The organism is Paraburkholderia franconis (assembly GCF_009362735.1).
GTDB lineage: Bacteria > Pseudomonadota > Gammaproteobacteria > Burkholderiales > Burkholderiaceae > Paraburkholderia > Paraburkholderia franconis.
Genome location: NZ_WHNP01000019.1, coordinates 53,641 through 76,853, shown reverse-complemented (window position 1 = coordinate 76,853; position 23,213 = coordinate 53,641). Strand labels below are relative to the sequence as shown.

Annotated in this window: 25 protein-coding genes; 9 read left to right on the top strand and 16 right to left on the bottom strand. The window is 60.9% G+C overall.

Going from position 1 to position 23,213, the window contains the following annotated elements; genetic code table 11:
* Positions 1-237: 237 nt before the first annotated feature.
* Positions 238-2,154, top strand: a complete 1,917-nt coding sequence (locus GCT13_RS21135) for an SMP-30/gluconolactonase/LRE family protein (protein WP_152761261.1) — start codon at positions 238-240, stop codon at positions 2,152-2,154.
* A gap of 10 nt (positions 2,155-2,164) precedes the next feature.
* Here the strand turns inward: GCT13_RS21135 and GCT13_RS21130 are convergent, their stop codons facing one another.
* The 5 genes from GCT13_RS21130 to GCT13_RS21110 form a co-directional block, all read right to left on the bottom strand.
* Positions 2,165-3,313, bottom strand: coding sequence for an acyltransferase family protein (locus GCT13_RS21130; RefSeq protein WP_152761259.1), 1,149 nt, complete (start codon positions 3,311-3,313; stop codon positions 2,165-2,167).
* A gap of 175 nt (positions 3,314-3,488) precedes the next feature.
* The gene (locus tag GCT13_RS21125; RefSeq protein ID WP_152761257.1) at positions 3,489-3,920 is read right to left on the bottom strand and encodes a nuclear transport factor 2 family protein; all 432 of its coding nucleotides are present in this window, start codon (positions 3,918-3,920) and stop codon (positions 3,489-3,491) included.
* 19 nt (positions 3,921-3,939) lie between these two features.
* Positions 3,940-4,344, bottom strand: coding sequence for a c-type cytochrome (locus GCT13_RS21120; protein WP_152761255.1), 405 nt, complete (start codon positions 4,342-4,344; stop codon positions 3,940-3,942).
* 11 nt (positions 4,345-4,355) lie between these two features.
* A complete protein-coding gene (locus tag GCT13_RS21115; RefSeq protein WP_152761253.1) occupies positions 4,356-6,089 on the bottom strand; it encodes an FAD-dependent oxidoreductase in 1,734 nt (577 codons plus the stop codon).
* A gap of 48 nt (positions 6,090-6,137) precedes the next feature.
* On the bottom strand, positions 6,138-7,103 hold the full coding sequence (locus tag GCT13_RS21110) for a transporter (protein ID WP_227746930.1): 966 nt from the start codon (positions 7,101-7,103) through the stop codon (positions 6,138-6,140).
* A gap of 280 nt (positions 7,104-7,383) precedes the next feature.
* Here GCT13_RS21110 and GCT13_RS21105 point away from each other — a divergent pair, with 280 nt between their 5' ends.
* On the top strand, positions 7,384-8,241 hold the full coding sequence (locus GCT13_RS21105) for a helix-turn-helix domain-containing protein (protein ID WP_152761251.1): 858 nt from the start codon (positions 7,384-7,386) through the stop codon (positions 8,239-8,241).
* A gap of 137 nt (positions 8,242-8,378) precedes the next feature.
* On the top strand, positions 8,379-9,344 hold the full coding sequence (locus GCT13_RS21100; protein ID WP_152761249.1) for a LysR family transcriptional regulator: 966 nt from the start codon (positions 8,379-8,381) through the stop codon (positions 9,342-9,344).
* Positions 9,345-9,471: 127 nt separating this feature from the next.
* Here GCT13_RS21100 and GCT13_RS21095 read toward each other — a convergent pair whose 3' ends face one another.
* From GCT13_RS21095 to GCT13_RS21080, 4 genes are read right to left on the bottom strand one after another with little or no spacing between them, the layout of a single operon-like run.
* On the bottom strand, positions 9,472-10,467 hold the full coding sequence (locus GCT13_RS21095) for an NAD(P)H-dependent flavin oxidoreductase (RefSeq protein ID WP_152761247.1): 996 nt from the start codon (positions 10,465-10,467) through the stop codon (positions 9,472-9,474).
* Between the two features lie 4 nt (positions 10,468-10,471).
* The gene (locus GCT13_RS21090; protein ID WP_152761245.1) at positions 10,472-11,080 is read right to left on the bottom strand and encodes a cytochrome b; all 609 of its coding nucleotides are present in this window, start codon (positions 11,078-11,080) and stop codon (positions 10,472-10,474) included.
* A gap of 19 nt (positions 11,081-11,099) precedes the next feature.
* Positions 11,100-12,773: a cation acetate symporter gene (locus GCT13_RS21085; RefSeq protein ID WP_152761243.1), complete on the bottom strand. Its 1,674-nt coding sequence runs from the start codon at positions 12,771-12,773 to the stop codon at positions 11,100-11,102.
* Positions 12,770-13,084: a DUF485 domain-containing protein gene (locus GCT13_RS21080; RefSeq protein WP_321574510.1), complete on the bottom strand. Its 315-nt coding sequence runs from the start codon at positions 13,082-13,084 to the stop codon at positions 12,770-12,772. Before GCT13_RS21080 ends, GCT13_RS21085 begins: the two co-directional genes overlap by 4 nt.
* 500 nt (positions 13,085-13,584) lie before the next feature.
* Between GCT13_RS21080 and GCT13_RS21075 the strand changes: the two genes are divergently transcribed.
* Together GCT13_RS21075 and GCT13_RS21070 are read left to right on the top strand one after the other, a co-directional pair.
* Positions 13,585-14,295, top strand: a complete 711-nt coding sequence (locus GCT13_RS21075; protein WP_152761241.1) for an SDR family NAD(P)-dependent oxidoreductase — start codon at positions 13,585-13,587, stop codon at positions 14,293-14,295.
* Positions 14,296-14,353: 58 nt separating this feature from the next.
* The gene (locus GCT13_RS21070) at positions 14,354-14,590 is read left to right on the top strand and encodes a tautomerase family protein (protein WP_152761239.1); all 237 of its coding nucleotides are present in this window, start codon (positions 14,354-14,356) and stop codon (positions 14,588-14,590) included.
* Positions 14,591-14,676: 86 nt separating this feature from the next.
* On the opposite strand, the gene GCT13_RS21065 is transcribed toward GCT13_RS21070, so the two are convergent.
* Both GCT13_RS21065 and GCT13_RS21060 read right to left on the bottom strand, forming a co-directional pair.
* Complete coding sequence (locus GCT13_RS21065; RefSeq protein WP_152761237.1) at positions 14,677-15,339, bottom strand: MOSC domain-containing protein; 663 nt, start codon at positions 15,337-15,339, stop codon at positions 14,677-14,679.
* A 19-nt stretch (positions 15,340-15,358) separates the two neighbouring features.
* Entirely contained in the window at positions 15,359-16,459 is a 1,101-nt protein-coding gene (locus tag GCT13_RS21060; RefSeq protein WP_152761235.1) for an NAD(P)H-dependent flavin oxidoreductase, read from the bottom strand.
* A gap of 391 nt (positions 16,460-16,850) precedes the next feature.
* Between GCT13_RS21060 and GCT13_RS21055 the strand changes: the two genes are divergently transcribed.
* The gene (locus GCT13_RS21055; protein WP_152761233.1) at positions 16,851-17,765 is read left to right on the top strand and encodes a LysR family transcriptional regulator; all 915 of its coding nucleotides are present in this window, start codon (positions 16,851-16,853) and stop codon (positions 17,763-17,765) included.
* Between the two features lie 4 nt (positions 17,766-17,769).
* Positions 17,770-18,687, top strand: a complete 918-nt coding sequence (locus GCT13_RS21050; RefSeq protein ID WP_152761231.1) for a LysR family transcriptional regulator — start codon at positions 17,770-17,772, stop codon at positions 18,685-18,687.
* An 86-nt stretch (positions 18,688-18,773) separates the two neighbouring features.
* Here the strand turns inward: GCT13_RS21050 and GCT13_RS21045 are convergent, their stop codons facing one another.
* The gene (locus tag GCT13_RS21045) at positions 18,774-19,199 is read right to left on the bottom strand and encodes a MarR family winged helix-turn-helix transcriptional regulator (RefSeq protein ID WP_152761229.1); all 426 of its coding nucleotides are present in this window, start codon (positions 19,197-19,199) and stop codon (positions 18,774-18,776) included.
* Positions 19,200-19,331: 132 nt separating this feature from the next.
* Here GCT13_RS21045 and GCT13_RS21040 point away from each other — a divergent pair, with 132 nt between their 5' ends.
* A complete protein-coding gene (locus GCT13_RS21040; RefSeq protein WP_152761224.1) occupies positions 19,332-19,637 on the top strand; it encodes a hypothetical protein in 306 nt (101 codons plus the stop codon).
* Positions 19,638-19,649: 12 nt separating this feature from the next.
* Here the strand turns inward: GCT13_RS21040 and GCT13_RS21035 are convergent, their stop codons facing one another.
* Positions 19,650-20,078, bottom strand: a complete 429-nt coding sequence (locus tag GCT13_RS21035; RefSeq protein WP_152761222.1) for a BspC domain-containing protein — start codon at positions 20,076-20,078, stop codon at positions 19,650-19,652.
* Positions 20,079-20,225: 147 nt separating this feature from the next.
* On the opposite strand from GCT13_RS21035, the gene GCT13_RS21030 reads away from it, so the two are divergent.
* Positions 20,226-20,591 carry a hypothetical protein gene (locus GCT13_RS21030; protein WP_152761220.1) on the top strand — a complete coding sequence of 122 codons (366 nt, stop codon included), beginning with the start codon at positions 20,226-20,228 and terminating at the stop codon, positions 20,589-20,591.
* Positions 20,592-20,598: 7 nt separating this feature from the next.
* Here the strand turns inward: GCT13_RS21030 and GCT13_RS21025 are convergent, their stop codons facing one another.
* From GCT13_RS21025 to GCT13_RS21015, 3 genes are all read right to left on the bottom strand, one after another.
* Positions 20,599-21,027: a rubredoxin gene (locus GCT13_RS21025; RefSeq protein ID WP_152761218.1), complete on the bottom strand. Its 429-nt coding sequence runs from the start codon at positions 21,025-21,027 to the stop codon at positions 20,599-20,601.
* A 539-nt stretch (positions 21,028-21,566) separates the two neighbouring features.
* The gene (locus GCT13_RS21020; RefSeq protein ID WP_152761216.1) at positions 21,567-21,761 is read right to left on the bottom strand and encodes a hypothetical protein; all 195 of its coding nucleotides are present in this window, start codon (positions 21,759-21,761) and stop codon (positions 21,567-21,569) included.
* Between the two features lie 241 nt (positions 21,762-22,002).
* A complete protein-coding gene (locus tag GCT13_RS21015; protein ID WP_152761214.1) occupies positions 22,003-23,055 on the bottom strand; it encodes an FUSC family protein in 1,053 nt (350 codons plus the stop codon).
* Positions 23,056-23,213 lie beyond the last annotated feature (158 nt).

Genomic DNA, 23,213 nt, shown 5'->3' with positions numbered 1-23,213 from the left:
GATCGCGTGCCGCTCCACATAAGCGGCACAATAAGCGCGATCACCGCTGAAACCACCGCCCCTTTCCCCCAACGCAATCACACACGTTGCACCTGCAACGATGCACGCAGCATTAGTTGCGATATCGCACTCATATCGACACATTGGCAAACTAAAATACCTGTCATTGCGAGCGACCAGTAACGAATGGTGAGGGATCACTCTTTCCAAAGAACTGCTGTAGGGAGAACAACGCAGATGAGCACGAAGCGAATCCAGCATGCATTCTTTGGCGCCGTGATCGCATTGATCGCCACAGTTTGTCATGCGCAGTACACCACCGACTGGCTCGCGAACACGTTCGGAACGCTGGCGTCGCACGTAGGCAATGCCGCGCGCTCGATGTGGGTCGCGCCCGAAGGCGTCATTTATACGGCTTCCTTCTGGGACGAAAACGAAGGCGGAATCGCGGTCTATCAGAATGGGCAAAGCCTCGGCTCCATCGGCATCCACAACGAGCTTCAGGGCGGTGCGATTACGGGCAACGCCACCGCGATCTTCGCGGCGATGCAGTCCGGCAGCTCGTATGGAAGCGGGGCCGTCGGACGATATAACCGGGCAACGCGTCAACGCGATCTCGTCATCAACGTCAGCACGTGGAACAAGGTCAGCCGGGCCGACGCGATCACCGGGCTTGCAACGGCCGGCTCGCTGCTGTATGCGAGCGACTTTTTCGCCAATCGCGTCCGCGTCTTCACGACGGACGGCGTCTGGCAACAGGACATCGGCGTGACGAGTCCCGGCGCACTCGCGCTGGATAGCGCGGGTAACGTCTGGGTCGCCCGTGAGAGCGCAGGCGTCATCGCCGAATTCAGTCCGGCAGGCGCGCCGCTCAATACCATCCAGATGCCCGTGACGTCGCGTCCGTCCGCGTTGTATTTCGATGCGTCGTCCAATCGGCTGATGGTCGGCGACGAAGGCCCCGATATGAACATCAAGCTCTATGACGTTTCGGGCCCGCCGACGCTTGTCGGCACATTCGGCGTTCAGGGTGGCTATCTCGACACCACGTCGGGCATCAAAGGCCAGGTGGGCGACAAGCGCTTCACGCGCATTACCGGCATCGGCAAGGACTCAGCCGGCAATCTGTATGTACTCAATAACCCGTGGGGCGGCGGATGGGATCTCGGTCGCAACGGCGGCACCGATATTCACGCATATGACAGCGCCGGCAACCTGCAATGGAAACTCCAGTCCCTCAACTTCGAGGCAGTCGCTGCACCCGACCCTGCGACGGATGGCGCCTATTTCTACAGCGGCACCAACATCTATACGGGCACTACGGGCGGCACTTTCGTCGCGAATACCGTCGATCCGTTCAGCTATCCGGATGACCCCCGGCTCAACGTGAACGACACGCAACGCAACGAGCACTTCGGCCAGCTCGTCAGTGTCGGCGGCAATCGGATTCTCGTTGCGTCCGGGCAGAACCCCGCGATCTTCTACTTCTTTCATTTCGATCCGGCCAAAGGCTACATCGCCACACCCGATGGATCGATTCCGGGGCCCACGTTCAATACGACGCGGCCGATCACGGGGGGCTTTTGCATCGACAGCAAAGGCGACGTGTGGGCCGGTCTCGATAGAACGAATCACCTCTATCACTATCCGCTGACGGGCTTCGACGGCAATGGCAAGCCCATGTGGGGCCCAGGCATCGCGCTGCCGATTCCGCAGAGCATCCGTCCGTTGACGCGCATCGTCTATCTCGCGGATACCGACACCATGATCCTTGCGCAGGGCATCGCGGGAAGCCCGGACTGGACCGCGATACAAGCGCGAATCGAGGTGTATCACGGCTGGAGCGCGGGCAACACAACCAAGCCCGACCCGGTGATCAATCTGACGAGCGCCAACCCGAAGTCGATTACGGCAGCGGGCAACTATCTCTTCGTCGGATACGTGCATACCGTGCCCAATATCGACGCATTCAATCTCACTACGGGCCATCTCGATGCCACGCTGACCAACTCGAGCCCCGGCACGGTGGACGTGGGCAACGATGTGGACTCGATGTATGGGCTGAGAGCCTACCTCCGGTCAACAGGCGAATACGTGGTCACGAAGGACAACTACAACGGCTCTAGCATCATCGTCTATCGCTGGACGCCGTGACGCACGTGCTTTACGCGGCGGGTGCGGCCGGCGCGTCGGGCGTGTATTTGCGCAGCCGCTGTGAAACCAGATGCGAAGGCCGTTCGATCATCCGATAGAACGCATAGCTGATGACGAACGCCAACGGCACTTCGACGAACCATGCAAACCGTGACGTACCGTCGAGTCCCGCTACTTCAAGCAACGCAAGCGCAGTCTTGTGACAAAGATAGAGGCTATAGGACCACGCACCCAACGCGGCCATTCGGGACCAGACGCCGGATTGCGAAGGCGTGGCCGTCTCCGCCGCAATCCAGACCGCCGCAAGAAACTGGAACAGCGAAAGCGTGATGTCGGGTGTGATCAGCGGCAACATCGCCGGTTTGAGGCTCGATCCGGATAGCAGGATCATGATGGCCGCGCCCGACGTGACGACTGCCACTCTCAGCGCGACGAGATGGTTCGCAAAACAGCGGGTGCTTCGCGCAAGGCCTCGCTCGATCGTCATCGTAAGCGGCGAATAGGCGCCGCGAACCTGGAACCGCGCGGCGTTACGCTGCGTCTCCGCAATCATGCAGCCGGAAATCCAGCCCGCCGCGTACAGCAGCGCGGTACCCGAAACGCCATACGTCTCGTAGACGCAGCCGTGACAAGCGGGATGTCCGAAGAGGCGCACCGATGCCACCATCACGGCCGCCGCCATCGCAGTGCCGACGATCATTTCGCCGATATAGCGAAACCGCGGCCGCAAGATCGGGTACACCGCGTAATAGACCATCTCGCAGTAGAGCGACCACAGCACGGATTCCAGATAGTTTTGCCCTGTCGGCAGCGGCTGAACCACGCACAACAGGATCACCAGCGGCAAGCCGATGCGAATGAAGCGCGACGCGTAATAGTTGACGGGCTTGAGCGCCACATCCCGGTGATACGCACTATGAATGCAATAACCGGAAATCACGAAGAACACGATGACGGCGGCAGGCCCTGCAAACAGCGCTGTCGATCCTGACCACAATGCGCCGCCCAAAGAGCCAAGCTGATGCGGCAGCAGTTCCTTGAACGCCGGCGGCCGAAAGTGGTACATCAGCACCCAGAAGGCTGCGAGAAATCGAATGGCGTCTATCTTCGACGACTTGCTCGCGCCCGCAGACGCAGACAGCTTCAACGTGCTCGCCATTTCTCTCCGCCTCTTTTCTATTTTCGGCTGCGATGATCTTAGCTCCGCAGCCGACGACAAAAATCGAAAATAAATGGCGAAAATATGCGAGCGTCATGCGAGCGGAAACCACACAAGCATCAATTGCGACGCGCAACGAAGGGCAGCGACGCTGCCCTCCTGCCACGAGAGGCCCCTACCGCGCCAACCACGGATACCGCTCCGTATCCGCACCCTCATAATCCGGATCGAGGTAAATAAAGCACCGCTGAATCTTGAAGCCGCGGATCTCGAACACATCGCACCAGCGCCCCGCATGCGACACGCCCGCGCGCCAGTCGACGCCGCCCTTGCTCGTTCCGTAGCTCGTGCCCTCGACGACCACCATGTCGCCCTGCTGAATCACGTTCAAATAGGCAAGATCGTGTTTGAACTTCGACACGATCGAACCGAGGTCCGTGAAAAGCTTCTCGAACGACGCGCGGCCCGACGCAATGCCCCATTTCGGAAAATACACTTCCGCGTGGTCGTCGAAGAGATCGAATACGGACACGCCGCGGTCCAGCCTGCGCAAATATTCGATTGCAATGGTCTTGCGTTGTTCATCCGTCATCGTGGTGGTTTCCATGTTCAGTCTCCTGTTGATGTCAGTGAAGCGTGCTCAGATACGCGATGATCTTTCGCCGACGCGCATCGTCGCCTTCGAAGTACGTCATTGCGTTGCCCGGCGCGACGGTCTGCGTATCGGAGAGCCACGCGTCGAGCAATTTTTCGTCCCACACCTTGCCCGACGCAGCCGCCTGCATGCCCGCCGAGTACTTGAAGCCGGGCTGCGCAGCCATCGGCCTGCCGACGATGCCAAAGAGGTTCGGCCCCTGTCCGTTCGGCTCGCCCTTGCCGAACGTGTGACATACCGCGCAGTTGTTGGTCGCGAGCTTCTTTCCTGATGCGGCGAGAGCCGCAAGGTCGGCCGAGTCCTGAGCGTAACCCGCTGCGCTCATGAGCGCGAACGAGGTGCCGATCGCAATCGATAATGTGCTGATGCGTTTCATCTTGCCTCCCGTCATGCGCGTGAAGTGTTCTCGGCGTGCGCCGCGTTCGCCGCGCGATACGCGAACGCGATGATCGGTCCGAGCGTGCCGCCGCCCGCCCAATACGCGCGTGCCGACGCCGACGCGACGCAATTGCCGACGCCATACAGACCTTTGATGGGCACCTCGCGCACGTCGAGCACCTGGCCATGCGAATTCGTCTTCGGGCCGCCCTTCGTATCCAGATTGCCCGCGACGATCAGCGCCGCGTAGTACGGTCCTTTCGTGTTGAGCGGGTACATCGTTTCGTTTTTCTGATCGGCCTTCTTCTGGACGGGTCCATTGAACAGCTTTTCGACGATGCGTTCGCCGCGATGAAAATCTGCATCCTTGCCTGCCTTCGCAAAGCCGTTGAAACGCTTGATGGTCGCATCGAGGTTCTGCACGAAGTCGTCGCTCAGCTGCATGCCGCCGAGAGCATTCGCATGCTTCGAAAGCCGCTCGCGAATGGCGTTTGCCAGCTCCTGCAATGTGTTGCCGCGCATCACGTGCCTGTCGTTCGAGCCGGACGGCACAATCAGGCTGCCGTAGTCGTCGCTTGCGCAGTGGTCCTGCGCCTGTTGATCCCAGATCGAGATCAGCGCGAGATTCGGGTACTCGCCTTTCGAGCCGTCCCATTGCGAGAAAGTCGCGCACACTTCGTTATAAGCGAGCTTCTCGTTGACGACGCGCTTGCCATACCGGTTCACGTACAGCATCGAATCGCCCGTCGGCGTGAAGATGCCGGAGAGCGAGCCGTCCTTTGCAATGGCCTTGTCGAGCGAGATCGGCGCCATCCACGAGTAGTTCATGTTGCGCAGCTGCACGTCGAATGCGCTTGAGATGCGAACGAAGTCGCCTTCGTTGGTGACGGCCGCGCATCCGCCATACACGGCGCCGTGGAGGAAATTCCTGCGCAACTCCGGATCGTGCGTAAAGCCGCCCGTTGCAAACACGACGGCCTTCGTTGCACGCGCGCGAAAGACCGTGCCTTCTTCCGTCAGCGCCTCGACGCCCGTCACAGCGCCGTTCGCATCGACCAGTACTTTTTGCACGCGATAACCCGTGCGGATATCGATGCCGTCGCGCCGAGCGGCAGCGCTCATCGTGCGAATCGCGACGCGGCCGCCATCCGACATGCTAGGCAAGCCTTCCTTCGGAAACAGTACGCGGCCACGCGGCGCCTTGTTTTCGGGCAGCTCGGCCCAGTAGTCAGGGACGGCCGCTTCGTGCCGGTACGGCAGCGCGCCTTTCGATGCGAGCAATTCCGCCGCCGGCGATGCGCTGTCGTAGATCGCTTCGCACATCTCGTACTCCCACTCGGAGAGGCCGAACCTCGGCAGCGCGGGATCGTATTGCTCGGGCCGCGAAAGACGCGCGACGTAGCGCAGATAATCGTCCTTCGGATCGGCGATGCCCGCGCGACGCATCGGCTCGTTGTTGGGCACCCAGTACCAGAAGGCCGCTTTCGCCGCCGTGCCGCCGACGCTGCCCGCCTTCTCGAGAATTGCAACGCGGTTGCCGAGCCAGCGCGAAAAGAGCGCGCAGGGCAAGCCGCCGCCTCCGCCGCCGCACACGACGATGTCGTATTCCGCGTCGAATTTCAGTTGATCGGCGGCTTTGGCGGAAAGCGTCACCGCGCCGAATGCGGCGGCCGCCGTGCCCGCGCCTGCCGCCTTGATGAAATTGCGCCGCGACGTGGCGGGCATCTGGATTTCGTCACTCATGGTTGTCTCCTGGGTTATTGCTTTCGATCGGTGAATGGGGGGCATCGCTTACCAGTAGTGCCACGCCTGCACGAGAACCGCATTGGTCATCGTCGTGTTGCGCCCCGACACCGAGTGCTGGTACTGGATGGAAAGCTGGTCGTACATCTTCTGATGCACGAATGGCAGGCTGTTCGGCTTGAACTGGAACAGCACGCCCGCGCCGACCGTCGTTTCACGGCTCGCGCTGTTTCCAACGGGGATACCCAACGTCTGGTTGAAGGTGCCGCCGCTCGTCTGATGATCGAGCGCGAAAAAAGGAATGGCGAACGGATTGTCCGGTGGCGAAATGCTGTAGCCAATGCGCAGATTCAGATGAAACGTGTCGCCGGGACTGAGATCGTCGTGACCCGATTGCAGCGTGCGTCCGCGCAGAATGCCGCCGACGAGAAGATCCACGTTCACATGGCCGTACCAGTCGTCGTAAAACACGGAAGGCCAGAACGACCAGGTGTTAGTCGATACGCTGTTCTGTCCGATGGGCACCTGCACGTAGGCCTGAAAACCGAGCGTCGTCGCAGGTGCCGGGTTGTACCAGACGAGTCCGCCGATCAGCGGATCGCCGATTCCGCTTGCGGCGAAATGCGAGCCCTGTGTGCGGATCGCGGGCAAAGTAATGCTCGCATTGAAGCCGACATGCGGAAGCGACGGCAGCTTCCAGTAGTGGATGAACGTCGACAGTCCGACGAAGGTATTCGTGTCGGGGCCGTCGATCTGATTGCCGTGCGAATCGAACGCGCGGCTGTCGTGATTCCACCAGATGTTTTCGCCGAACGAATCGTAAGTGCCCTCGAAGTCAGAGCTGAATTGCCACGTCTGCGGCCGGTCGGTTGCGAACGGTATGCCTGAAGCGTAGGCGGCATCGGCGAGCGGCAGCGTGCCCGTCATGCCGAGCAACGCGACCAGCGTCCTGCCGAGCCGCCGCGCGCCGTGCCGCCAATGCCGAATGCGCTTGCGCGCCAATGGTGCTCTCATCGTCGTCTCCGTTTTGGTGTCGTGTGCCGCGAGGCATGGAGTGCACCGTACGTCGACGTAATCAACGAGTCTTTCAGGTTTCGCGCTTTACAGATTCCGGTTTAAATCGCGCTATCAGGGTCGCTACCAGGATGAAAATCGCGGACGCGGCGTTCGCGAATGGCGAACCATCGGAACACGTCCGCGTCGATGCGCTCTTCTATACTCGAGTGAATGCAGAAATACGAACGTCGAGCCGCAAGCCTGCGTCAGTGCGTCATCGACGGAAACGGAGACAAACATGACCGCATTGACCCAGCGACCGGCTGGCCGAACTATCGATGCATTCGCCGTCGTGCCCGGCGCGCGTGGGCTCGAATACTGCATTTCGGGCGCGCAGCCGTACACATTCGACATTCACAACACGTCGGATACGGTCTGTCTGCTGCTCGGCACGATCGTTTCGAATACGCGTTACGACGACGGCCCCGCCCTTCCGCTCACGTTTCGCGCGGAGACAGCGGCATTTCATCCGCGTGGCGGAAAGATGCATATCGACGCGCAGCAGGTCCGCCTCGGCTTCGTTGCGTTTCGCTATTCGGATGAATTCAAGCGCGGCATGAACGACGTGCATGCGGATGCATCGAGAAGCGCCGTCAATCGCGACAATCTCGCTGCTGACGCGATCCGTCATCTGGTGCGCTATGCGCGGATGAAGACGACATCGAATGCCGCGTTGCCCGTCGATCCGTGGGAAATCCAGTGTCTCGCAACGCTCGCATGGATCGAAACGACGCGGCAACTTCAAGCGGCTAAGGACGTTCATCCGTCGACACTGTCGAACGTCGAATTCGATCGCCTCGAACAGTATGTCGATGAGAACCTCGACGACGCATTGAACTGCACGCAAATCGCGGCAACGCTCGATCTTCCCGTGCGGGTCGTCTCCGATGGCGTGAAAGCGCGAACGGGTCATTCGCTGTATCGCTTCGTGGTCGAGAAGCGCCTGAATGCGGCTGCCCGCATGCTGCGCGCGACGGCCACGCCGCTTTGCGATGTGGCCGCAGCTTGTGGATTTTCTTCGCAGCAGCACATGACAGCGCTTTTCTCCGAACGCATGGGCACAACGCCGTCGCGCTACAGAAAGCACGGCGCATGAGGCCACGCAGTGGCTTTTGCTTATGGTTTCCCACTGCTCAACGATGCGCGCGATCATGTCCCGCGAGGCGCGTTCATCATTGCGTGAATGTGCTAGCCTGAGCGTCCACCATCCGACGTGATCCGGCGAGGCGCAAAATGGAACTGCGGCATCTGAGAATATTTTGTGCGGTCGCGGAGCACGGCAGCTTCACGGCAGCGGCTGAAAAAATTCACAACGTGCAGTCGAACGTGACGATGCGCATCAAAGAGCTGGAAGCGGAATTGAACCAGCAGCTATTCATTCGACAGAAGAATGGCGTAGTGCTTACGTCGGCAGGGCAAATCTTCCTGGGCTACGCGCAGCGTATTCTTCAACTGACGGATGAGAGCCGCAATGCGTTGCTCGACAACGCATCGCCACGAGGGCTGTTGCGGCTCGGGTCGATGGAAACGACAGCCGCGATCCGTTTGCCGAAAATCCTCGCCAGATATCACGAGCAATATCCGCAAGTTCAGCTGTCGCTGATGACGGGCACGACGACCGAGTTGATCAAGGCCGTCCAATCTCATCGGCTGGATGGCGCTTTTGTCGGCGGCTTTCATCAGACTTCGTCGCTGTATCAGGAAGAAGTCTTTCATGAAGAACTGGTTCTCGTGAGCGGCATCGAATTCGACTCGCTGTCGGCTCTTACGAACGAGATGTCCCGTCAAACCGTCCTCGTCTTCAGGACGGGTTGTTTCTATCGTTCAACGCTCGAACACTGGTTCTATCAGGCGGGCATCATTCCTGGTCAGATCATGGAACTGGGCACGCTGGATGGAATCATGTCGTGCGTCGCTGCCGGCATGGGCATCACGTTGCTGCCGCGATCGGTCGTCGAGGGCCACGGCACGCGGCACTCCGTTCACTGTCATGAACTGCCGCAGGAATTTTCGAACGTCAAGACCGTGTTCATCCGCAACAAGGACGCGCTCGTCACGCCGGCGCTCACGGCGATGATCGAACTTGCGCATCAGCAGATTGCAGTGGATGGCAGCGCTCAGGAACCGGCCAATGAGAACATCTTGACGACTGTGCTGGCACGTATCGACGCTGCGGAATCCGGCGCGAGCGTTCACTGACTCGCTCGCCTTTCTGCCTTGCCCGATATGGCAGGCAGGTGTCGTCGTGCAAAAGAGTGCTGCGAAAAACGACACGCCTTGAACCATGATGTCGGTTCACAACACGTCGTCTTTCGTTCAAGCACCGTCAGGCGTAACGCAAATGTACTTCGTTGAATGGCTCGACTGAGCCGGCCCGAATCCGTTCGCGGCCGCTGCTCAAACCTTGAGCCAGTTCAGCCACACGCTCGGCGGCCGAGATAACGCGGTCGATCTTTCCCACGCCCTGGCCCGCATAGAGCGACAGCTTTTGCGCCATCTTCGGCTTGTCGATCGCGCGCGCGCCGCCGCCGATAAAACGCAACAGGTTCCACTTGTCGCGATTCGGAATCACGCGATGCGGCGTGCCGTATTTCCATCCGAACGAGTAACCCGTTCGATACTCGGTGTCGTCGACGGTAGCCTCGACGATCTTCTGCTTATAGAGCGGATGAGCATTCGACTCCTCACACGCGACAAATGCAGTACCAACCAGCACGCCGCCCGCGCCCATTTCCATCACAATGCGAACGTCATCGCGATTCGTAATTCCGCCTGCGGCCAGCACGGGCCGTCCTTCCGAAACATCGATAAGCGCAGGCAACAGCGAAAGCAGCCCAATGGTGCCGCGATTCAAATGGCCGCCGCTCTCGCTGCCCTGGGCCGTGATGATATCGGCGCCGTGCGCAATCGCCTGTCGCGCAAGCTCGACTGAGCCCACCTGAACCATGACTATCATTCCCGCGTCTTTTGCGCGCGCGATCATATGCGGGTAGTTCTCGGCATAGAACAGCGACAGCATGCGCGGCTTTTCCTGAAGCACGATCTGAAACTGCGCTTCGAATACTTCCGGGCCGCCAAACGACGGCACGAGATTCACGCCGAACGGCTTGTCCGTCAGACTTTTCGTTTCCCTTAGCCACTTGCGCAATGCGAGCGGCGGCAAGCGCAATCCGCCTATCGTGCCCATTCCGCCTGCGTTCGCAACGGCGGCGACGAGCGTCGGACCGGAAATAGCGGCCATACCGGCGAGGAAGATCGGGTATTCGACTCCGCAAAGTGCCGTGACGGCATTGCCGCCGAATTCATAACTGATTGTGCTCATGGTGTTAAAGCTCCACACGTTTTCCAAGCATCCGTTTCAAGGCGTCGTTTTTCAGCACGAAATGGTTCTTGCAGGCACCGAAGATATGCAGCGCCAACCCGATTACAAACGGCGTTGCGCCGATCTTGAAGAGAACGTCGAAGATTCGCGCCGCCTGACGATCCGGCGATATCGGCGCAGGAATGAACAACCCTCCGGGCAATTCGATTGGCAGACCAGCCGCCGACTTCGATAGCCACGCCGCAATCGGCAGCAGCACCATCGCGAGCGCGAGGGCCGTCGCCACCGACCGGCTGACCATCACTTCAACGGGATTCGGCGTGCCGAGGGGCAACGGATGATAAGACGTGGTACGTGCCCAGAACCGGTAGACCGATACCGGGAACAGAATTGTGCCAAGCAGGTTCAGCACTTTCGCGAGCTCGCTGTTCGGCGAAACAGAAAGCGCGATTTCGATCGCGATGATCGACAACACGAGCGCGGCCACCACCCAATGAAGCACGATCGTAATCGGCGAAAAGCCCAGGCCGTTATCGCGCACCTGAAACCTGGACTTCACGCGCTCGCCGTCCGAACGGGAATCAGACACGTATGAGGTTTGCAGCTTCGACATTTCCCACTCCAATCAATAGCTAGTGACTGACCGCACCCGAAGAGCCAATGCCTGTTTGAGCGCGAACGAACTGATCGTCGAACTTCTCACGCTCAATCGATGCTCGCGCGCCCTGATCGGTAAGCGAGCCGATCCACGTGAAGAAGAACGCGATCGTCATCGAGACGATGGCGGGGTAGTCGTACGGAAAGATCGCCGTCGCGTGCCCGAGTACTTTCACCCACACAGCGGGCGAAAGCACGACGAGACTCACTGCGCTCACGAGGCCAGCGATGCCGCCCATCAGCGCGCCGCGCGTCGTCAAGCCTTTCCAGTAGATCGCAAGCGTCAGAATCGGAAAGTTGACGGATGCCGCGACGCTGAATGTCAGCGCCACCAGAAACGCGACGTTCTGATCCTTGAAAAGAATGCCGAGCAGAATAGCGACACCCGCGATGGCGATCGACGCGATTCTCGACACGCGCTTTTCCTTCGCGGCATTGGCCCTGTTTCGCTTGATCACCATCGCGTACAGGTCGTGCGAAATCGCAGAGGTTCCTGCCATCGTGAGCCCCGCTACGACGGCCAGAATGGTTGCAAATGCGACCGCGGACAGAAAGCCGAGTACGAAATCGCCGCCCACGGCCTTGGCCAGATGCATCACAGGCATGTTGCCGCCGCCGATCAGTTTTCCGCCGAGTACGCCATGCTCGTAGAAGGCGGGATTGCGTCCGACGATCACGATCGCGGCAGTACCCAGCACGGTGACAACGAGGAAGAAGTATCCGATGAACCCCGTCGCGACGAACACGGACTTGCGCGCTGCCTTCGCATCGCGCACGGTAAAGAAGCGCATGAGGATGTGAGGCAGTCCCGATGTGCCAAACACCAGCCCCACCGACAGCGAAATCATCTCGAACGGATCGGCCACGAGTTTGCTCGGCAGCATGATGCCGCTTCCGCTCTTGTGCACGGCGATCGCCTGCTCGAACATGTTGTCGATCGAAAAGCCGAAATGGCTCAACGACAATATCGCGAGCAGGCTTGCGCCGAACAGCATCAGCACGGCCTTGATGATTTGCACCCAGGTCGTCGCCACCATTCCGCCGAACGTAACGTACACGGCCATCAGAATGCCGACCACCACGACGGCGTAGTTGTACTGAAGCCCGAACAGAAGCTGAATGAGCTGCCCTGCGCCCACCATCTGTACGACCAGATAGAAGCAGACGACTGTCAACGAACCGAACGCCATCAATGTACGAATTCTCTGCTGGTCCAGCCGGAACGACGCAATATCGGCGATGGTGACTTGCCCCAGGTTTCTGATGCGTTCGGCAAAGAGAAACATCAACAGCGGCCACGCGACAAAGAAGCTCACCGCGTAAAGCATGCCGTCGTAGCCGTTGAAGAAAATCATGCTCGTCAGCCCGAGCAAAGCCGCCGCCGACATATAGTCGCCCGCGAGCGCGAGACCGTTCTGAAATCCGGTAATGCCGCCGCCGGCGTTGTAGAAGTCCTTCATCGACTTCGTCTTCGATGCGGACCAGTACGTGATGCCTAGCGTCGCGATCACGAACACGACGAACATCGCGATTGCAGTGGTGTTCAGCGGCTGCTTCTGTACTTTCTCCAACGATTCCGGCGTGGCCATCGCCGCTCGTGCAACGAAAGCAGCGATCACAGCGACTGCGATTCTGATCGGCTGCTTCATTTGGCGCCTCCCGCGACAATGCGAGCGGTCAGTTGGTCGAACTCGCAGTTTGCGCGCCGGATGTAGATGCCCGTCAAAACCCACGTTCCGAGGATCAACATCACACCGACAGGCCAGCCGATCGTAATCACACTTCCTGGATAAAGCCGCGTGGCAAGCACTTGCGGCGCGAAACCCGCGATGAACACGAAAGCGTAGTACGGCAGCAAGGTGCCCAACGTAAGCCATGCTACGAGCCTGCGTCGTCGGGCGACCAGTCGTTCGAATGCCGGCGACTGCCGGACGTCGTCATGCGCAGTGGAATCGACCACGATGTCTCCTGTATTTCGTTACGGGTTAGGCGCAGTGCGCCGCGCTCTTCCTCTTTTGCTCAACGATAGGAGCGCGAGTCGATCAAGTAAAATGATGTTTGATGATGCGTGCCATCACAGCGAGTGAAATGGCGCTTCGCCCGCTTCATTCAATGAGTAGCGGAATTCCGCACCAGTGAATTCCAGAACACGCACAGATCGCACATCGCACCGCCCCGGCCTCGCGCTTGAACAACGCCTGGCGTCCGCACCGTTATGACGCGACGTCAATAGTCGCCCCACTCACACACCGTTTCGCGCGGCCATATCCGCGCCGTCCGCACGCACGCGCCGCCCGTCGGCTATTGACGGGCGTGGGCAAGGCATCGCATTTGTTCCCACGCGTCAAAACTGTTTGTCCACCGCGGGTGTACGCAAGCGGATCGAGGAAGCCTAGATTGACGACCTAACGGCGCTGTCGATTCCCGACGGCAAATGCCACCAACGTCTTGAGGTCAATCATGAGCAACTCGCAAAAGGTCGTTATCGTCACTGGCGCATCGCAAGGTATCGGTGCAGAACTCGTCAAAGCTTTCCGTGAGCGCGACTATCGCGTCGTCGCAATCGCGCGTTCGATCAAACCGTCTGACGATCCGAACATCGTGACAGTCGCCGGCGACATCGGCGATCGCGAAGTGGCGAAGCGTGCCGTCTCCGAAGCCGTCGAACGCTTCGGCCGTGTCGATACGCTGATCAACAACGCGGGCATCTTCATCGCGAAGCCGTTCACGCAATACACGGCTGAAGACTATGCCGCCGTGCTGAACGTCAACGTCAATGGCTTCTTCCATATCACGCAGCTCGCAATCGCCGAGATGGAGAAGAACGAAAGCGGCCATGTGTTGCAGATCACAACGAGTCTCGTCGATCATGCAGTTTCCGGCGTGCCGTCGGTGCTTGCATCGCTGACGAAGGGCGGGCTGAATGCGGCCACCAAATCGCTCGCAATCGAATACGCGAAGACGGGTATTCGCGCAAACGCCGTCTCGCCGGGCATCATCAAGTCGCCGATGCACGCGCCGGAAACGCACGAAGCGCTCGGCGCGCTGCATCCCGTCGGCCATATGGGTGAAATGCGCGACATCGTCGACGCCGTCGTGTACCTCGATTCCGCGCCGTTCGTCACGGGCGAGATCCTGCACGTCGACGGCGGCCAGAGCGCAGGCCACTGAGCGCAACGGCAAGGCATCGGCAACGGTGCCTTATCTGCCCAACATCACGGAGATTGCCATGCCTATCGTGACCATTCAGGTTACTCGTGAAGGAAACAAGCCCGGCACCAACGCGGTGACGCCGGAAGAGAAGGCGCAACTGGTCAAGGGAGCCAGCGAGCTGCTGCTCAACGTGCTCAACAAGCCGCTCGAAGCGACATTCGTCGTCATTCAGGAAGTCGAGACGGAGAACTGGGGATGGGGCGGGCTGCCCGTCGAGGAATATCGTCGGGAGAAAGCGAAGAAGCCGGGCTGAGTGCCGGCAAATTGAAGCAGCCGTTTGCGGGCTATTGGGTAAAGGGATTTAACGGTTCTCCGCGCAATAGGCCCGCACTATTTCGTTCAGGGTTCTCTATGCGCGCGGCTGCGGCGCAAGTCGAGCATGCTGCTGATCGATTGCTCGCGACGCCCCGGCACAAGTCCGATACGCGAACCCGCCCGCACCAGCCCCGTTTGCACGACGCTCAAATAGACGCCCGCAAATCCGCTCTGATACATGTGCTTTACCGCGCGCCTGTAGCCCATCACCGCGTTCAGCTTGAAGCACGGACTACGTGGCGCTTCGACACGTAACCTGATTTCGTCGATGACAAGCACGTCTCCGACCCACAGGTCCGTTTCGAGCACGCCCTGAGTCGTCAGGTTCTCGCCCAACGCGCCGAATTCGAGCAGTCTGTCCGCCTGCGCGACACCCGCCTCGATGCGCCGCTCGCGCCACCATGCGTAGTGCTCGATCGGGTACAGATAGACGGCCTTGTCGAGCCCGCCGTGAACGCTGAGGTCCGCCTGCTCGTCGCCGACGAAGCCCAGCTTCTTCACTTCGACGATCGCGCCTTCGCTCGCGCTGCTAATCGAGCGCTTGCGTATCGCCGACTCGACTTGCAGCCCCTCGGAAGACAGCCCGACGTCGAGAGGCTGGATCAAGCCGACATTGATCGACAACACCGTAGCGCCGATGTCGCGCAAGTTCTCGCCGGCTTCTGCACAGCTAGTCTGGTCTGTCATCTCGCGCCGATCCATTCCTTCACGACGCGAACTGCTGCAAACGCCGGATTGCCTCGACGAGTTCCGTTTCCAGCTGCGCGACCAGCTCAGCGGCGGGCAGCGAGCGGGCGAGCGCAGCCGCCTGGCCGCCCCACTGCGCGCCATAACCGAACTCACCTTTTGCTTTCGCGGCGGCATGCAGCGCCTTGCCCGCGTCGTAGGTGATCGGATAAGACGGCGTCTCAGGACGATCCGCCGAGCGGCCGAGTTCCGTGAACCTGTTCACCATGCTGCGCGCCGGCCGCCCCGAAATCGCCGACGTCAAAACGGTGTGGTACGCCGGATCGCCGAGAATGGCGCGGCGGTAGCCTTCGTCGATCGACGTCTCCGGGCACGGGACGAATGCCGTTCCGAGTTGCGCGGCCTGCGCGCCGAGCGCAAGCACCGCCGCGATGCCGGCGCCGTCCATGATCCCGCCCGCCGCAATCACGGGCAGATCAATTTTCTGCACGAAGAGGCGCGTGAGCGCGAACGTGCCCAGGCCTTCGTCGAAGGCTTGCGTATCGAACACGCCGCGATGTCCGCCCGCTTCGATACCTTGCGCGACCAGGCCATCGACACCCGCATCGGCGACGGCGGCCGCCTCGTCCAGATTCGTCGCCGACGCCAGCAGCTTGATGCCCGCGTCCTTTAGCGCCTCGATGATCTCTTTCGAAGGCAAGCCGAAATGGAAGCTGACGATAGCTGGCTTTTCCTCGAGAAACACGTCAAGCATCGCCTGATCTTCGACGAAGCTCGTATAGATCTCGCTGAGATTTTCAGGTGCGCTTGCGCCGTACTTCTCGAAGTGCGGCGCAAGCCAGTTCAGCCATTCCTTTTCGACTTTCGCATCGGCGGTCGCGGGTTCATGGCAAAACACGTTGATGTTGAAAGGCGCGTTGGTCAAAGCGCGCGTATCGCGGATTGCCTTTCGCGCGGCTTCGGCATTCATCGCGCCCACGCCGAGCGATCCGAGGCCGCCCGCATTCGAGACGGCCGCGGCGAGCGCAGGCGTGCTGGTGCCAGCCATGGGCGCCTGAATGATCGGCTTGCTGATGCCAAGCAGCTTGAGAAGCGGCTTGTCTTCGAAACGATTGCTCATCTGATGACCTCATCGCGTAAGTTGGAGACCGTGCCGCCTGCAATCCACACGCCCGCGCGGCTAGTCGAAGGTCCCTGCTTTCGGCTGGAAATGCTCCTGCAAGCATAGCCTCTTTACATGGGATGATCGGTTATCGGGCAAAGACCGGTCAACCGGTTGCCAGTCAAGACACTGTTGAGCGGCGGGAACAGATCGGGCAACTCGCGTATCGTTGCGGCAGCAGTGGCTCGTTGTATCGCGAGCCGTAACCGACACGCGCGGCGCTGCGAGCCGGCCCCTACCTCAAGACCTGCTATCCTCTGCGGACCCGCCGTCAACCGTCCCGCTGCACCGCGCCGTGCCTTTGCGTCAGGCAAAACGAGCGGCACATCCGGCAGATCATGGAAAGGCCATGCAGCGTCAATTCGAAGACCTTCTTCTGGGCAGCATCGAACTGTTCTGCCTCGCGGCCGAACTGGAGAGCTTCACGGTCGCCGCGACGGCCGCGAGCGTGACGCCTGCTGCCGTGAGCCGTTCCGTCGCGCGCCTGGAGTCGCGCCTCGGCGTGCGGCTCTTCGTGCGCACGACGAGACAGATCCGGCTCACCGATGCGGGGCGCCGTTACTTCGAGCAATGTCGTCAGGCGCTCAACCAGCTTGCCGACGCCGAGCGCGAAGTGACGGGACAGCAGAGCACGCCCACGGGCGTCTTGCGCATCAGCATGCCGACGCCGTACAGCCACTATCGCGTGCTGCCGTTGCTGGCCGAATTCCGCGCGCGCTATCCCGGCGTGACCGTCGAGGCACATCTGAGCAACCGCAATATCGACTTCGCCGACGAAGGCTTCGATCTCGCCATACGAGGCCGCGCGCCCGACGACTCCGCACTGATCGCGCGCAAGCTCGAAGATGCCGAGCTCGTCGTCGTCGCTTCGCCGGCGTATCTGAAATCGGCCGGCAAGCTGGAGACACCCGACGATCTGATCAACCACGAGTGCATTCAGTACGCGTTGCCGAGCACGGGACGCAATCTACCGTGGCTCTTCACGCGAGAAGGCGAAGAACTGGAGATGATGACGCGCGGCGGATACAGCACATCCGGCGACGTGCTGGCCGGCGTCACCCTTGCACGCCACGGAGCGGGCCTTTTCCAGACCTATCGGTTCGTCGCGGATCGCGATCTCGAGGATGGAACGCTGCGCGAAGTGCTCACGCCCTATGGCGGCCGCACACGTCCGTTCGTTTTGCTGTATCCGCATGCGCGGCATCTGTCGACGCGCGTGCGCTGCTTCGTGGACTTCCTGATGGAAAAGCTTAGAGCACAATAAGCCCATGCTGCCGAATGTCGATTCGATTGCCGCGCGTCTGCGGCTCAAGCAACTGCGTCTTCTGATCGTGCTCGACGAGCACGGCTCGCTGCATCGCGCCGCCGACGAGATGGCGTTGACCCAGCCCGGCGCAACCAAAGCGCTGCGCGAAATCGAAGCGACGTTCGGCGCGACGCTTTTCACGCGCTCGCCGCACGGCATCCAGCCGAATGAACTCGGGCGCTGCGTGATCCGTTACGCGCGCCTGATCCACATGGACGTCGCGCATCTTCGCGAAGAGATGGAAGGCATTCTGCAAGGCTCGGGCGGAAGGCTCGCCGTCGGCGCGATCACGGGCGCGGTGTCGGGCGTGCTGGTCGATGCGTTGATGCGTCTGCGGCAGAGACAGCCCACGTTGTCGGTCGAAGTCGTCGAAGACACGAGCGCGCGGCTCCTCGCGCTGCTCGACCAGGGGCGGCTCGATCTGGCCATCTGCCGCAAGACCGTCGCGCGGCAGCCCGATCATTACGACTATCGGGAACTGAGCGACGAACCGGCTGCGATCGTCGCGAGCCTCGCGCATCCATTGGCGGACGCGCAAGACTTGAAGCTCGCCGATCTCGCGTCTTCCCGATGGATCGTCTATCCGAGCATGATGCCGCTGCGCGGGCTGTTCGAACGCGAGTTCAAGGAGGCGGGACTCCCCGTGCCGCCTCACACGATCGAAACCGCGTCGACGATGACGACGGTGCTGATGCTGCAGCGCGACCCGGCACTCGTTTCGCTGATGCCGCGCGACATGGCCGCGATGCTGTCCGATCATGGCCTTGCACGGACACTTGCAATCGAAGTGCAATCCCGCACCGAACCGTATGGGATTGTGACGCGGCGCGGTTCCGTGTTATCGCCCGCCGCGCGGTTGATGATCGACGAACTTGGGTAACGGGTAAAACGGGCTAACGGGCGGCGAATGCATCATGCTGTGCCATTCATCGCGGCGGCGCGGCGCAAAACGGCGCCGGCGCGAGTTCACGCGCCTTCGAGCCCGCCATTGAATGCCCAGCCAAAGGCTTTCATCTCGGACTTGTGCAAGGTAGCGAGCCGAAGCAGAAGGCGTTCACCCTTGGACGTCAAATGCACCTCCACCTGGCGGCGGTCGCTGCGGCTTGTCTTGCGCGCGACGAGCCCCGCCGATTCACAGCGCGACACGAGCGCCACCGTGCCGTGAGGCGCCGCCTGCAGACGCTCCGCAAGCTCGCCGACCGTCGCCCAGTCGCGTCCTTCGATGCCCTGCACATGCAGCATCAGCTGATACTGCAACGGCGTGATGCCGGCCGTGTGCGTCACCTCCTCGGAAAAACGCAGGAAGCGCCGCAACTGGTATCGGAACGCGGACATCGCCTCCAGATCCTGCTTGGTCGGGGCTTCGACCGCAGCGGCGGGACGTGCTGCCATGGGAGACTCCATCGATGTCGGGTGCTGGTTGAAATTATGTCACTGCGTGACTAATATCGATTCATAGCCGCGGATTGGCGCATCGTGCGCAAAGACGCGCCGACGGATCAGTGTGCGCATTTCCGGTAGCAGATGAAATCTTACGTCGTTCTGCTCGCAGCGTGGATGGCAGCGTTTGCCGCAGCCGGAGTTCATTCGGCTGGCGCGGGCTCGCAGGCTATCGTGCTCGCCAACCTGCCATCCGGTTCCGATTTCGATTCGGCGCTCCTGCAGCCACCGCCCGCGCCCGAAAGGCATCGAGCATCGACGCCGTCGCCAGCCATCATTCACGGTCCGTCCTACTTGTCCGCGTTGCGCGACTATGATCTGCTCGCTCCGAGGCACAGGCTTTCGTATAGCCCGTCGGCGGGATTCAAGCTGAACGATCGCGGAGACTAGCCCTCACGCGCTTCAATGCACGACGGGCGTATGGCCCTCGTATTTCTGCAGCGACACGCCGACGACGTGCTCGTGCCATATCCCGCACTTCGCGACGACAGGAATCCACGACTGCTTACTGCGCACGCGGGCAAACGCGCGCATCGTCACCGTCGACTCGACGGGTTGAGCGCCATTGTTGCCGGAGAAAACGCCGCTGCCGCCGTCGACCTTGGCTTTCAGCACACGGCGATCGGGCGCGAGAAACATGTCATAGCGTGACGTAGTTCGAATCCAGCGGTCGAGTTCGGCGATACAGTTGATGACGGCGGGATGCACGTGAAGACGCGTGAGGTACGCATAGTCGTCAGGCACGTCGGTCTGGGACGGAGACTGCGAAAAGGCGGTCGAGCAGAACCAGATGAGGCACAAGATGCCAGATATAGCGGTGATGCTTTTCATTGCAGTGTGGCGCCTCGAAATTCAATGCGATGCACATGCATCGCGAAACATTCAAGGCGCGAAAGTATACTCGCTCTCGCTGGCTCTTATCGCCGCGCGCGTTTCACAAGCTCTCCACGCGCTTCAACTGCCCTGACGGACCGAAAATTGAACCTCTCTCATCTCGCTGTCGCCGCGATCATGTGCGTCGCGCTCGCCGCGTGCTCGCGCAAGGACAGTCTCTTTTCACTGGCGCCGAACTACTCGGCGCAAACTGTGCAGACGGTATCGGATGTGGAGGGATGCATCGCCGGCCGCTGGCAATCGAGCGTGCGGCATTTCAGCGAGGTGCGCGCGAACGGCGCGGTCAGGATCGAGGCGCAGTCGCTGTTTCGCGGTATCGCGATCGGCGTTCGGCTCAGACCGCACGCGAACGATACGCTCGTCGAGTATTTTCAGCGCCGTGTCGCTGATCCGATCTATCGGTCGATGGTCAGAGAGTGCACGCGAACGATGGCGTCAGCGGAGGCCTGATCGTCGCTCAGAATTCCACGAGCGCAAAGTCTTGCTTGCCGACATCGCAGAGCGGGCAGCGCCAGCTTTCCGGCACGTCGGCCCAGCGCGTGCCGGGCGCAATGCCTTCCTCAGGCAAGCCGGCTGCCTCGTCGTAGATCCAGCCGCAAATCACGCATACCCACTGCTTGAATTCGTCTTTTGATGACGGCGTTTGCGTTGCGGCCGCGTCATTCGATCCGCGCGATTCCACCGCTGCCGCGCTGTTGTCGCGATCGAGCGACACGACGAGCGGCGTCGGCTGCTCACCGGCTGACGCATTGAGATAGCGTTGCAGCGCCTGATGCAGGGCCACCGCTTCCGCCAGGTTCAGGTCGATCCAGAAGGGATCGCCGGCGCCATCGTTGAGCCGGTCGGGCGAGAACTGGATTTCTACAGCAGTGGCTTTCTTGTACATGCGAAATGGACGACAGGCGAACGGCGGGTCTTGCCGGCCGCCGTCTAGTAGAAGTGACGCAGCAGCGCGCTGCACATCACGGCGGCGATGCCTACGAGAGAGAGCAATTGGAGCAGAGTCAGCGAACGGCGGCTATTGGCGCGATTGGGTGTCGACATGAGATTGAACGAAATGATTGAGGGGCAGATCCGATGCTGCGTTTTCGTGAAAAACGCGAGCCCGGATTGTAAACGCTCACTCGTTCGATTGAATCCTGACTGGATTCTTTTCCCCGTCGAGTTGCGTTGGTCGGGGTCCGGCATGCGTGACGCTTGACTGATGTGAGAGACGCTTGATTATCGCCCACGCCCCGCGCCGATATTCCTTCTTCGTGGTTGATAGATTCTTTCGGCCAGGGAGTTGTGGGCGCGTGCGTGGCTATGCTGCGGCGGCTGATGAAATCAGCCATCAAGGCGCAAAGACGCTTTGCAGAAGCAGGGATTTCGTTGCGGCGGGCAGCCGGGACCGATCCACCGCAAACAGAACCTACCGCGAAACCACTACCGGCCCGAAGTCGACGACGCCTGGCCATGCTCCGCCTGCCGCGCAGCGTCTTTCGGATCTCCGGACGTATTCCGCACGCGATCTTCAGCGCGATAGTAGTCCGCGTTCTGGTCGATCTTCGCGTAAGAGGCCAAGGGCGCGGCCAGCCCGGCGAAACCAGCAAGTGCAAGTGCAAACGCAAGGGTCTTCATTTTTCAACTCCTTGTCCGATCGTTGCAACTTCAATCGATTGACGCGAGCGCGCAAGCTCACGCGGCCCTGGCAAAGTCGTTTGCTAACGTCGAAGCTATGTTCAACACACGTCAGCTCGATATAACCGACGCAATGCCCAAGCCTCATAAAAGGATAGTCGCTGGATCGCGAGGGCGTTAGTTTTGCCGAAGCGGGACGTGCGCCAGACCACGCATGCGTGTACAACGCGCACACGATTCGTCACATCGAGCCGCCTTTGCCGGACGGCATCAGCACTTGTACGAGCCCGTCCATATCCTTGACGATCAGGCTCATCACAAGCTCGACACCCGGCGCGAATGCGGGACGATTGCCGCCCGCATGTCCGTTGATCCTTTCCAGCAACGGCGCGAGCGACGCCCGCGCGTCGCGCAGCTTGCGCTGACTCACAGGCACAGCGCCGACCGCATCGGCGAGCAACGTCAATACGCGCGGCAATGCCGGCCACGCCTCATCGACGCGCGCCGAACCGTCGCCCATCCGCTCATGCAAGAGCGCCTGGCCGAACACGAGCACATCGCGATGCAGGCGGACTAAAAACGGCTGCACCTTGTCGATCGCATCCGAGCTGCCGCGCAATATCGGCACGAAGACGTGCTCGCGCCCGGCCTCCTGCAACGCTTCGGCAAGCGCCGACTGCGCGTCGATGCTGCGCTGTTCGAGCCGCGCCAGCGCGGCATCGTCGCTCGTCGCCGCAAGCCGAAGCTGGATCATCTGTGCGAGCGCTTCCAGACATTCGCGCGCATTGCGATGCGCGAGCTTCACCGCGCGATTCGGCCACATCACGGTCGCGATGAACGCGGCCGCCGCGCCGATCATGATTTCGGCCACGCGATGCAAAGGCCGCTCGAATGCCGACCCGCCGCCGCCCGGAACCAGCACGACGATCACGAGCGTCACGCATGCGAGCCGCAGTCCGGGCCGCGCCGCGGCGAGCGCCGCGAGCGGCAGTAGCGCGATCGAAACGACGGCGACCGGGTCCGCGCCGCGTTCGATCACGACGATGCCGATCCCGCCGACAATCGCACCGATGCACGCGCCGATGACCTGGTCGCGCGCCGTCGTAATGGCTTGCGTGAGGCTCGGCTGCGTGACGACGATCAGCGTCGTGATCAGCGCCCAGTATCCCTCCGGCAAAGTCGCGAGCCGCGCAGCGCCGTAGCTGAGCACGCAGCCCGTCAGCGTGCGCGCGAAACGGCGCGTCTCGGGCGCGATCACCAGTCTTCTGATCCAGTTTTGCTGTTGAACAGTCATCGCGTGTTTCCGTCTAAACGCATGGTGCGATGCGCCGGCCGTCGTGCGCTTCGTTCGCGAACGCGCGGACATCCGCCGCCGGGGAACATACCTTGCTCGCGCGACTCCTTGTCTTCGAACGGTCTTCACTGAGGAGCGCCCTTCCGATGCCGCAACCC

Coding starts and splice junctions, on each gene's coding strand:
- GCT13_RS21120 (WP_152761255.1), bottom strand. CDS start 4,344: ATGAAACGCATCAGCACATTATCGATTGCGATCGGCACCTCGTTCGCG.
- GCT13_RS21135 (WP_152761261.1), top strand. CDS start 238: ATGAGCACGAAGCGAATCCAGCATGCATTCTTTGGCGCCGTGATCGCA.
- GCT13_RS21125 (WP_152761257.1), bottom strand. CDS start 3,920: ATGGAAACCACCACGATGACGGATGAACAACGCAAGACCATTGCAATC.
- GCT13_RS21100 (WP_152761249.1), top strand. CDS start 8,379: ATGGAACTGCGGCATCTGAGAATATTTTGTGCGGTCGCGGAGCACGGC.
- GCT13_RS21105 (WP_152761251.1), top strand. CDS start 7,384: ATGACCGCATTGACCCAGCGACCGGCTGGCCGAACTATCGATGCATTC.
- GCT13_RS21065 (WP_152761237.1), bottom strand. CDS start 15,339: ATGACAGACCAGACTAGCTGTGCAGAAGCCGGCGAGAACTTGCGCGAC.
- GCT13_RS21050 (WP_152761231.1), top strand. CDS start 17,770: ATGCTGCCGAATGTCGATTCGATTGCCGCGCGTCTGCGGCTCAAGCAA.
- GCT13_RS21095 (WP_152761247.1), bottom strand. CDS start 10,467: ATGAGCACAATCAGTTATGAATTCGGCGGCAATGCCGTCACGGCACTT.
- GCT13_RS21075 (WP_152761241.1), top strand. CDS start 13,585: ATGAGCAACTCGCAAAAGGTCGTTATCGTCACTGGCGCATCGCAAGGT.
- GCT13_RS21040 (WP_152761224.1), top strand. CDS start 19,332: ATGAAATCTTACGTCGTTCTGCTCGCAGCGTGGATGGCAGCGTTTGCC.
- GCT13_RS21110 (WP_227746930.1), bottom strand. CDS start 7,103: ATGAGAGCACCATTGGCGCGCAAGCGCATTCGGCATTGGCGGCACGGC.
- GCT13_RS21070 (WP_152761239.1), top strand. CDS start 14,354: ATGCCTATCGTGACCATTCAGGTTACTCGTGAAGGAAACAAGCCCGGC.
- GCT13_RS21085 (WP_152761243.1), bottom strand. CDS start 12,773: ATGAAGCAGCCGATCAGAATCGCAGTCGCTGTGATCGCTGCTTTCGTT.
- GCT13_RS21025 (WP_152761218.1), bottom strand. CDS start 21,027: ATGTACAAGAAAGCCACTGCTGTAGAAATCCAGTTCTCGCCCGACCGG.
- GCT13_RS21130 (WP_152761259.1), bottom strand. CDS start 3,313: ATGGCGAGCACGTTGAAGCTGTCTGCGTCTGCGGGCGCGAGCAAGTCG.
- GCT13_RS21020 (WP_152761216.1), bottom strand. CDS start 21,761: ATGAAGACCCTTGCGTTTGCACTTGCACTTGCTGGTTTCGCCGGGCTG.
- GCT13_RS21045 (WP_152761229.1), bottom strand. CDS start 19,199: ATGGCAGCACGTCCCGCCGCTGCGGTCGAAGCCCCGACCAAGCAGGAT.
- GCT13_RS21115 (WP_152761253.1), bottom strand. CDS start 6,089: ATGAGTGACGAAATCCAGATGCCCGCCACGTCGCGGCGCAATTTCATC.
- GCT13_RS21060 (WP_152761235.1), bottom strand. CDS start 16,459: ATGAGCAATCGTTTCGAAGACAAGCCGCTTCTCAAGCTGCTTGGCATC.
- GCT13_RS21055 (WP_152761233.1), top strand. CDS start 16,851: ATGCAGCGTCAATTCGAAGACCTTCTTCTGGGCAGCATCGAACTGTTC.
- GCT13_RS21090 (WP_152761245.1), bottom strand. CDS start 11,080: ATGTCGAAGCTGCAAACCTCATACGTGTCTGATTCCCGTTCGGACGGC.
- GCT13_RS21015 (WP_152761214.1), bottom strand. CDS start 23,055: ATGACTGTTCAACAGCAAAACTGGATCAGAAGACTGGTGATCGCGCCC.
- GCT13_RS21035 (WP_152761222.1), bottom strand. CDS start 20,078: ATGAAAAGCATCACCGCTATATCTGGCATCTTGTGCCTCATCTGGTTC.